This is a genomic window from Sporosarcina pasadenensis (assembly GCF_047228845.1).
Classification (GTDB): Bacteria; Bacillota; Bacilli; order Bacillales_A; family Planococcaceae; genus Sporosarcina.
This window is the reverse complement of the sequence record NZ_JBFEGM010000009.1, coordinates 161,567-170,378: the sequence shown is the minus strand read 5'-3', so window position 1 is coordinate 170,378 and position 8,812 is coordinate 161,567. Positions and strand designations below refer to the sequence as shown.

Below are 8,812 nucleotides of genomic sequence, written 5' to 3'. Positions count from 1 at the left end.
GAGTGATTCCGCGCTCAAAGTGAGTGATTCCGCGCTCAAAGTGAGTGATTCCGCGCTCAAAGTGAGTGATTCCGCGCTCAAAGTGAGTGATTCCGCGCCCAAAGCGAGTGATTCCGCGCTCAAAGCGAGTGATTCCGCGCCAAAGCGAGTGGTCCCGCGTCCAAAGCGAGGTATCCCGTGCCTCAAAACGGGATCCACGCCCTCTATTCTTCCACTGTTATCCATTTCCTCGACCAATCTTCAATCTCTTTCATTATCGGTGTCAAAGATTTTCCTTTCTCCGTCAATGAATACTCGATACGCACCGGTGTTTCTGGGTATACTTCACGGACGACGAATCCGCGCTGCTCCAAATCCTTTAACCGCTCCGTTAATGTTTTACCGCTAACTCCCAATTTATCGGTCATTGTACAGAAGCGCTGTGGACCAGACAAGAGCTGATATAAAATCAATGCAGTCCATCTTTGGCTCAAGATGGAAACAGCCTTTTCGAAGCGCGGGCAAAGTTCAAATTCATTCATATGCCAAAATCCTTTCACGTAAAATCATTGTTTGTTGACAAATCATAGTATAGCATATAAAGTTAGTTACATAAAGTGAGTAACTTACCAGGAGGGATAGAATATGAATTTTCATCAACCACCACAAATATATACAGGGGAAGTCGTTTTGAAAGTGACTGACCTCGACAAATTGACTAGCTTCTATACGGAGATCATCGGATTTCGCGTGTTAAAAAAGGAAGATAACCGCATTGTGTTAACAGCGGATGGCAAAAATCCGTTGCTCGTATTGGAACAACCAGAACATATAATTCCGAAGGAGCCGAGACGAACGGGGCTTTATCATTTAGCACTTCTATTGCCGACGCGAGCGGATCTTGGAAAAGCGATTAAACATTTTTCAAAGAACCAAATACCTCTCGGGGCGTCAGATCACCTCGTGAGCGAAGCGTTGTACCTGTCGGACCCTGATGGAAATGGCATCGAAATCTATCGTGATCGGGAACCGGAATCTTGGAAATGGCAAAATGATTTTGTCGCGATGAGCACCGACCCGCTCGACGCAAGGGCGATTGTTGAAGAAAGCGGTAATGAGGAATGGAACGGCTTGCCTTCAGGAACGATCATGGGGCACGTCCATCTCCACGTCGCAAGCCTTCCCGAAACGCAAGCTTTCTATGAAGCTTTAGGATTCCGAGTCGTCACTCATTATCCGCAAGCTTTGTTCATGTCGACGGGAAATTATCACCATCACCTTGGACTGAATACGTGGAATGGAGCGGGCGCACCTCGTCCATCCATAGAAAGTGCCGGACTCAAAGCATACACGCTTGTTTATCCTGACGAAGAGACATTGGCTGCTGCAATTGAAAGAATTGAAGGGCTTGGTGCAACGGTGGCATCAAAAGCAGGACAATTCGTGACGGAAGATCCGGCAGGAAATGGAATCATTCTTCGAATCCACGGATAAAAATAATAAAAGATAGTTTAACCAATAAAATTGAAACTTCTTTCGACACGATACGTAAAAAACCGTATACTTGTACTTACTAGTTATCGAACGGTAAAGGACGTGGGAAATTGACGAAGAAGCTCTGGTTCCAAGTTGGCGTCGGCATTTTGCTAGCCATATTAATCATTAAATATTTCATGGAGATCAGTTTCATATTTGCGCCGGTCATCATTATTATTAAAGCGATCATTTTACCGCTGCTGCTCGGCGGCGTGCTCTATTACATGACTGAACCGATTCAGCGCTTCCTGGAAGATCGAAACATACCACGCTGGGGGAGCATTTTGTTCATCTTGGTGGGCCTTGTCGTCGTACTTGGGATATTTATCTCCATCATAGGACCCCAAGTGACGAAACAGGTGAATAATCTCGTTGATAATGCGCCGACGTTGGCGAGGGACTTTGACGTCATAAAGGATAAGTTGTTGCGACAGAAGGAAGATTTGCCAGAAAATCTGCAGAAATCGATTGACAGTGCTGCCGATTCGCTACAGACGATTGCCGTGAATTTTAGTAAATGGATCGTCCAATTTCTGCAATCCTTTTTCCAAGCGATATTCCTGCTCGTATTGGTGCCGTTCTTCTTCATCTTCATGTTGAAGGATCATGAGAAATTCGCCCCCCTCATTTATAACTTCTTCAGCGGCGAACGTCGTGATTGGGTGAAGAAGACTTTGAGTGACATCGACAACGTGTTGCGCTCTTATATTCAGGGCCAATTTCTGATCAGTGCAATATTGGCAGCTCTCATTTTTATCGGATATTTGATCCTCGGTCTGCAATACGCATTGTTGCTAGCGATTTTCGCGCTTTTCATGAACTTAGTGCCATTTATCGGGCCATGGATTGCTGTCGCACCGGCACTCATCATCGCCTATATGGACAGCCCTAAACTTGTCATTGGCGTCGCGATCGTCACGCTTGTCGCCCAGCAGATCGACAGCAACCTTATCACACCGAACGTCATGGGCAAATCTCTCGACATCCACCCGCTCACAGTCATTACAATCATCTTGGCAGCGGGCAACATTGCTGGATTCGTAGGCATCATCGTCGGCGTGCCAGTGTATGCGGTCGGAAAAGTGATTGTACGGAATATTTATGAACAACGAAGAAAAATCAAACATGCCGCTACGAAAAACGTGTCGGGATAACGATAATAATTGCCGGTATTGGAATAAGCCAATACCGGCTTTTTCATTTCCTGCAGCATTAGAAATTTCAAATGATATAATAAAAGCAAATAGGGTGACGACTGGACGTGGGATGATGCAGCATGACGGCTATACGTTAAAAGATCTTCAATTTTGGAAAATCGTAATCGGTTTGGGATTCGCTTCTATTTTCATTTTCGCCTCGATGTACGCGATGCAACCGCTCCTGCCTTTATTCACGACAGAATTCGGCATATCGGTTTCATATGCAAGTATGGCAATGTCGATGACGACGATCGGCCTCATTGTCGGGCTCATTGTCCTCGGTTTCTTTTCGGATCGGAACGGGCGGAATGTATACATCTACCTTTCCTTGATCGGATCGGTCATTCCATTTATCATTATCGCAAATACGGATTCATTCCTGCTTATCGTCATTCTCCGCTTCGTGCAAGGGTTTGCGCTCGCTGGCGTGCCGGCTGCCGCGCTCGCGTATATTAGTGAGGAAATACATAGGCAGTTTACAAGTGTCGCAACAGCGCTCTACATATCTTTTAATGGACTTGGAGGCATGATCGGCCGTTTCATGACGGGGTTCATTGCCGAACAGGCTTCGTGGCAAATGTCTTTATACATACTGTCGATTTTCGGGACGGTTCTATTCATCATCCTGCTATTGACACTGCCAAAATCAAGGAATTTCGTGCCGACCGATACGACCTTCGCGAAAGATATTGAAGGGATCGTTTTTCATCTGAAGAATCCCGCTTTGCTCATCGTATTCGGTTTAGGAATCGTCCTTCAATTATCTTTTACAGGAGTGTGGACGTATTTACCGTTCCATCTAATTGATCCACCGTATTTCCTTTCACTCGAAACAATTTCATACTTATATTTGGCGTATGGGTTCGGAGTCATCGGTGCTCCACTCGCAGGGTGGCTTGCGGGAAAGTTCGGTCTGCGCAACGTCAGGTTTGCAGGGGTTGTTTTACTAGCCTTGGGGATTGGTCTGACAGCACTTTCACCGCTCATCCTTATCATTATCGGTCTCTGTATTGTCTGCTTAGGATTTTTCACCGCCCATTCCTTGACGGCGGCATCTGTCAGCAAGGAAGCGACCCATCATAAGGGCAGTGCGTCAAGCCTCTATTTAGTTTCTTATTATATCGGCGTGGCGATGGGGAGCACGTTGCTTAGCCCGCTGTATGAGACGTTCGGCTGGGCCGGCCTCATTGCACTCGCGGCGATTTTGCCGGTAGCTTATGTAGGGATGATCCGGTATCAACGAGCGAAGAAGGCGTAGGGAATAAAAAACAGGGCTGCCGTAGAATATGGCTAGCCCTGTTTTCAATTCATTCATTTAAACGATTCCGGAATAGTTGTAAGATCGATTCCCCATAGCAGCGGAAGCAAGAAGTAAATGGATGCTGTCACGAGGACAATACCAATAATATTGAGTGCAAATCCTGCCTTCGCCATATCGGGAATCCGTAAATAGCCGGAACCGAATACGACGGCGTTCGGCGGAGTGGCGACCGGCAGCATGAATGCACAAGAAGCAGCAACACCTGCAGCAATCATGAGTGCAAACGGATGGAATCCTAATGCGACGGCAAGTGAAGCCATGATTGGATACATCATGGATGCTGTTGCCGTGTTAGATGTAATTTCCGTCAAGAAGATAACGAGTGTCGCAACGATAATAATGACGACGAGTACATGTACGCCACTCAAACCTGACAATTGCGATCCGATCCAAACGGAAAGTTCCGAGCTGACGAATCCAGCCGCGATTGCAAGACCGCCCCCGAATAGCAATAGAATACCCCACGGCAATTTGACGGCTGTGTTCCAATCCAAAAGATGGTCGCCTTTCTTGTTGACCGAAGGGATGATGAATAAAATAATCGCAAATACCATTGCAATGACACCATCACTTAACCCATCAATGAACTTGGAAAGCAGGAACGTACGAGTAATCCAAGAGAAGGCGGCCAACACAAAAACGGTCAAGACAATTTTTTCTTCCGTAGAAGCTTTGCCCAGTTTCTGCTTTTCGCTATCAATGATGCCTCGTCCGCCAGGCAATGTCTTAATTTTTGACGGATAAGCGAATTTCACTAGATAGACCCAAGTGATTAATATGAAACTCCAAGCAAGTGGTACACCGAACATCATCCACTTCGCGAAAGATAGCTCGATGCCATACATTTTATCGATTGCCCCAGCCAGCAATGTATTCGGCGGTGTCCCGATTAATGTTGCGATGCCGCCCAGTGAAGCCGAATAAGCAATTCCCAACATTAGCGCCTTACCGAATCCGAAGTTCTCTTTCGACGTGTCGACTGAAGGGTCGTCCTTCAGCGCATCCGAGATTTGATAGATGATAGCTAGCCCGATCGGTACCATCATCATTGCCGTCGCCGTATTGGAAATCCACATGGAAAGGAATCCGGTCGCAACCATGAAACCTAAAATGATGCGGTCCATATTCGTTCCAATAGCCGAAATGATCGTCAATGCGATCCGGCGATGCAAGTTCCATTTTTCCATGGCAAGTGCAATCATAAAGCCACCCATGAATAAAAAGATCGTTTCATCTCCGTATGCAGATGCGGTCAATTTCACTTCCATTCCGCCCGACAAAGGAAACAGCACGAGCGGCAATAACGAAGTGACCGGAATCGGAATCGCTTCCGTAATCCACCACGTTGCTATCCACATCGTGCTCGCTAAAATGGCGACACCCGCAGGCGAAAGTCCTTCCGGCTTGAAAAATAATAAAGTAAGAAAGAATAATAGCGGTCCTAACGCTAACCCGACTAATTGTGCAGGTGAATAACTCCGCGGATCCCGCCCGCCCCCTGCATTCCCAACACCGACCTTCTGTCCGCCTCCGCCGCCGGACGCCATCTCTGACGAATCCGGACGGAAAAAGAAACGAAACAGGTCTTTCACCTGATCATGCATATGCCACAATCGATTCCATGTCGATGAAAACATGTCGAATTCCCCCTTTATGTAATTATTAAAATTTTTAATACATTACGAGTATACTATTCAACTAATTGGGGTACAAGACGGCAAAACGTATTCGGAGCTTAAGAGATATCGTACTCTTTGTAAATAAAAAAATGAAAACCCATTTATTGAGTTTTCACTTCGTTTTTATTTTCGAAATACAATCCCCAATGCAACCCACATCCCGGATTGAATTTCGCTTCGCAAGAAGGACAGCGATATCCGCTATTCTTGTATTGATCAACCGTCAACTCATATTTACATTTTCCACAAAGCACAGCCTTCTCACCGAACGTCTCTTTTGGCCATACCTTATGGTCCCCACATCCTGATTCCTCATGGCAAGAAAAGCAAGGATAATAAGTTTGGCAGCAATAAAACTTTATCGCTATAATATCGAGTTCTGAATGGTAATGTGTACACCTTGTTTCTTGGTCGATAATGTTCCCCATAACTTTAATCGCTTTCATTTATTCCTCCTGTAGTCGTGTATATTTAGCACAGAATGCACATCCTTATCTAAAAAAGGACTGATTTTATGCTGAATGAATATCCAATTATCCACACAAATATATGGGATGCAGTTTGGGCAGTGCCGGTTGTTTTGTTAATTGTACTGGCGGCCAAATGGTTATTTCATGTGCGTTCAAGCTGGCTGTCGACGGTTGCGACGGTGTCTGCATTGCTCTTATCCATTTTCATCAGCCACCGCGGCAATTTACCAGCAGGAATTTTCATGGGCTTTTTTTATTCCGGAGCAGCAATTGGCGTCTTATATTCCGTAAAGCAGAGCTTTTTGGCGATTCGTGAAAGTTGATTATTTCAACGGACAAAATCCGCATTGCATTAAACCAGGCACATCCTTGGATAAGCAACATGTCGTCCGGACTGTCGTGTTCAAAAGATCGGACGGCTTTCTTCCTTTTAGAAATGTCGAGAATAGTGAGCGTGGTGCAATACCTTGCCATGTATGGTCATCGTGTAAAATGTTGAAATCGCACTGTGCTTCCTCGCTCGTTCCAGGGTTTGAAAGCAGAACATGGTATTGCCATAATAAGAAACCAAATACATTTTCCCATAGCGTCAAAGGTGAGATAGATGCAACGGTTCGTAATTGGCGGATGACTTTGTCTGCGAACATGAGCAAGTTTCGGATGACTCCCAGGCGTTCGCTATCATCAACGGGGCGCCAGTCCGTTACATTAGCAAATGTACTGACGGTCCTATTTCCGTATTCCTCAACTGCTCCGAATGAAAGACTCTCATCATTTCCGTCCCAAATTGCATCGTAAACCGCCAAATTGTAAAGTTGTGTGTTAATAAACATCCCTAACCTTCGCATGAAAAAAGATGCTGCGACAGTTTTGTTCGGGCTACTGCTCACAGTTTGTATGGCTATCAAACAAGCCTCTGTCTTCTGCTCATCTAACAAATCCTGAAGAGTAAACAAGGGATGTTTGGGTATATCAATGTAAACACTATAACTATTCAATTGTATAATTTGATCGCTTGTTAATTTTGTCATGTTTTTATTATACGTATTGTCCCACTATTCAACAAGTTGAGCGAGCGCTCGGTCTGTAATATACTGAATAAAACAACAGCAGGGAAGTGTGACATATGACAAAGCGTTTGAGTCCGTTGGAGTTCATCGGTTTAGTTGATAAAAATATGGACATTATTATTCCTCTGGCGAATGGCGAGCCACACGGTTTGTTGGATCTACTTGAGGCGCATCATGAGAAGCTGGACAATGTTAAGGTGCACCAAATGTTAGCTTTGCGAAATCGTGATTATATAAATGGTAAGATGAAAGGTCATCTCTCACATATTTCATATTTTCTAAGCGGCGCAACAAGGAAGGCCTATTGGGAAGGCCATGTTGAATTAATTCCTAATGCGTTCCAAGAAGTGTATAGGTTGCTAAGGAAAACGACGAAGAAGCCGATTGTCATGGCAGTCGCTTCGCCGATGGACAAGTATGGCTACTTTTCGCTTGGTACGAACGCGGATTACGCGGCAGAATTCATCGGTGAAGTTCCGTTCGTTTTGGAAGTGAATAAGCATATGCCACGCACTTTTGGAGCGAATCAAATCCATATTAGTCAAATTGCCGGCTTTATTGAAAATGATTTGCCGTTGACTGAAGAGGTATCGCCGGTGATTACAGAGAAGGATCAGAAAATCGCGGAGTATATTACGGAGGACATCCAAGATGGCGATACGCTGCAAATCGGCATCGGCGCGATCCCGAATGCAGTCATGAAGATGCTGAAGGAGCGCAGGCATTTAGGCATTCATACGGAAATGCTGACGGATGGAGTAGTGGATCTTGTTGAAGCTGGTGCGGTGGATGGGATGAAAAAGTCCTCAAATAAAGGGAAGATTATTGCCACGTTCGCTTTTGGTTCCCAACGTTTATATGATTTTCTTGATAACAATCCTTCGGTAGAGTTTTTGCCTGTAAGTGTCGTCAATGCCGCATATGAAATTGCTAAAGAAGATCATATGGTGTCGATTAATGCGACGACGGAAGTCGACTTGTATGGGCAATGTGCTTCGGAAACGGTGGCGGGCAAATATTACTCCTCAAGTGGCGGCCAGGCGGACTTTGCGAGAGGTGTACGATTGTCGAAATACGGCAAAGGGTATGTATGCATGCATTCAACGGCGAAGGACGATACGATTTCAAGAATTAAACTCCATTTGGCGCCGGGTTCTGTTGTAACGACTTCGAAGAACGACGTGGATAATATCGTGACGGAGTATGGGATTGCCAGATTGCACGGGAAGTCGCTATCTGAGCGGGCGAAAGCACTAATCAACATCGCGCATCCGAAATTCAGGGAAGAATTATGGCATGAAGCAACAGAGTTTGGATTGATAGAGTAAGAGGAGGAGCCGATTGGGGCTTCTCTTTTTTTATTGAAACCGATCTAGTCGCTTCCTTTGGGCTGAGTTCAAGACGAATTGTCGTCGAACGGTGATCAATTCACTTAAATCGGTAATAAACAAAATTGTTGCCCTCTACATACCCTCGGAGGTATAGTAATTTACAGGAAGAATACCTCAGTGGGTATTTATTGATTATCAATGTCCCTGAAAAAAGAAGGAGTGACAAC

General features: G+C 45.2%; 10 protein-coding genes. 5 read left to right on the top strand and 5 right to left on the bottom strand.

The window, feature by feature from the left end; translation table 11 throughout:
- A partial coding sequence (locus AB1K89_RS13695) for a hypothetical protein (protein ID WP_413055274.1) occupies positions 1 to 198 on the bottom strand: 198 nt, incomplete at its 3' end.
- Positions 199 to 203: 5 nt separating this feature from the next.
- A complete protein-coding gene (locus AB1K89_RS13690) occupies positions 204 to 521 on the bottom strand; it encodes a winged helix-turn-helix transcriptional regulator (RefSeq protein ID WP_413055273.1) in 318 nt (105 codons plus the stop codon).
- Between the two features lie 103 nt (positions 522 to 624).
- Between AB1K89_RS13690 and AB1K89_RS13685 the strand changes: the two genes are divergently transcribed.
- From AB1K89_RS13685 to AB1K89_RS13675, 3 genes are all read left to right on the top strand, one after another.
- Entirely contained in the window at positions 625 to 1,473 is an 849-nt protein-coding gene (locus AB1K89_RS13685) for a VOC family protein (RefSeq protein WP_413055272.1), read from the top strand.
- Positions 1,474 to 1,583: 110 nt separating this feature from the next.
- Positions 1,584 to 2,669 (top strand): AI-2E family transporter, encoded by a 1,086-nt coding sequence (locus tag AB1K89_RS13680; RefSeq protein WP_413055271.1) that lies wholly within the window; start codon positions 1,584 to 1,586, stop codon positions 2,667 to 2,669.
- Positions 2,670 to 2,784: 115 nt separating this feature from the next.
- Complete coding sequence (locus AB1K89_RS13675) at positions 2,785 to 3,972, top strand: MFS transporter (protein ID WP_413055282.1); 1,188 nt, start codon at positions 2,785 to 2,787, stop codon at positions 3,970 to 3,972.
- 53 nt (positions 3,973 to 4,025) lie between these two features.
- On the opposite strand, the gene AB1K89_RS13670 is transcribed toward AB1K89_RS13675, so the two are convergent.
- Both AB1K89_RS13670 and AB1K89_RS13665 read right to left on the bottom strand, forming a co-directional pair.
- Positions 4,026 to 5,672, bottom strand: a complete 1,647-nt coding sequence (locus tag AB1K89_RS13670) for an SLC13 family permease (protein ID WP_413055270.1) — start codon at positions 5,670 to 5,672, stop codon at positions 4,026 to 4,028.
- A 143-nt stretch (positions 5,673 to 5,815) separates the two neighbouring features.
- Entirely contained in the window at positions 5,816 to 6,160 is a 345-nt protein-coding gene (locus AB1K89_RS13665) for a CHY zinc finger protein (protein WP_413055269.1), read from the bottom strand.
- Between the two features lie 68 nt (positions 6,161 to 6,228).
- Between AB1K89_RS13665 and AB1K89_RS13660 the strand changes: the two genes are divergently transcribed.
- Complete coding sequence (locus AB1K89_RS13660) at positions 6,229 to 6,507, top strand: hypothetical protein (protein ID WP_413055268.1); 279 nt, start codon at positions 6,229 to 6,231, stop codon at positions 6,505 to 6,507.
- On the opposite strand, the gene AB1K89_RS13655 is transcribed toward AB1K89_RS13660, so the two are convergent.
- Positions 6,508 to 7,017, bottom strand: a complete 510-nt coding sequence (locus tag AB1K89_RS13655; RefSeq protein WP_413055267.1) for a hypothetical protein — start codon at positions 7,015 to 7,017, stop codon at positions 6,508 to 6,510.
- Positions 7,018 to 7,310: 293 nt separating this feature from the next.
- Here AB1K89_RS13655 and AB1K89_RS13650 point away from each other — a divergent pair, with 293 nt between their 5' ends.
- On the top strand, positions 7,311 to 8,582 hold the full coding sequence (locus AB1K89_RS13650) for an acetyl-CoA hydrolase/transferase family protein (protein ID WP_413055266.1): 1,272 nt from the start codon (positions 7,311 to 7,313) through the stop codon (positions 8,580 to 8,582).
- The last annotated feature ends 230 nt before the right edge of the window (positions 8,583 to 8,812 follow it).